Genomic DNA, 509 nt, shown 5'->3' on the forward strand with positions numbered 1-509 from the left:
TGGGGCGTGCGGCCGACTTGGGCGGCAAACAACGCTGGGATCGACACCCCCGACACCGCTGGGCGGTCCAACACCGCCCGGTTACCCCAGTTATCCAGGCGGACACGTTCGGACTCGTCGAGCACCCCGATCGAAGACACCGGCCGCGAGGGATCTGCCGTCATGTCGGCCAGCACCCGCTCGAATCGTGTAATTAACGTTTCGATGCTGGCGGGGTCGAAAATATCGGTGCGAAACTCCACTACCCCACCGATGCCGGCCGGCTGGCCCGCTTCGGTGAAGTTCTCGGACAGGGTGAAGGTCAAATCCATGCGGGCCGTGCAAGTTTGCACTGGCAAGGGGCTAACCCGCACCTGCTCACCTAGCGCCAGCCCGCCGGCTAGGTCCAGCTCGGCGAGGTTGTGGTTTTGCCAGGCCAGCATGACCTGCACTAGGGGGTGATGGGCCAGGGAGCGGGTGGGGTGCAGCCGTTCCACGAGCACCTCGAAGGGCACGTCTTGGTGCTCAAA

Annotated in this window: 1 protein-coding gene; it reads right to left on the reverse strand. The window is 64.4% G+C overall.

The window, feature by feature from the left end; genetic code table 11:
- Nucleotides 1-509 (reverse strand): condensation domain-containing protein (locus A5781_RS08845; protein WP_156624496.1); only part of this gene is annotated, 509 nt, incomplete at both ends.

This window comes from Mycobacterium sp. 852002-30065_SCH5024008, assembly GCF_001665645.1.
GTDB lineage: Bacteria > Actinomycetota > Actinomycetes > Mycobacteriales > Mycobacteriaceae > Mycobacterium > Mycobacterium paraffinicum.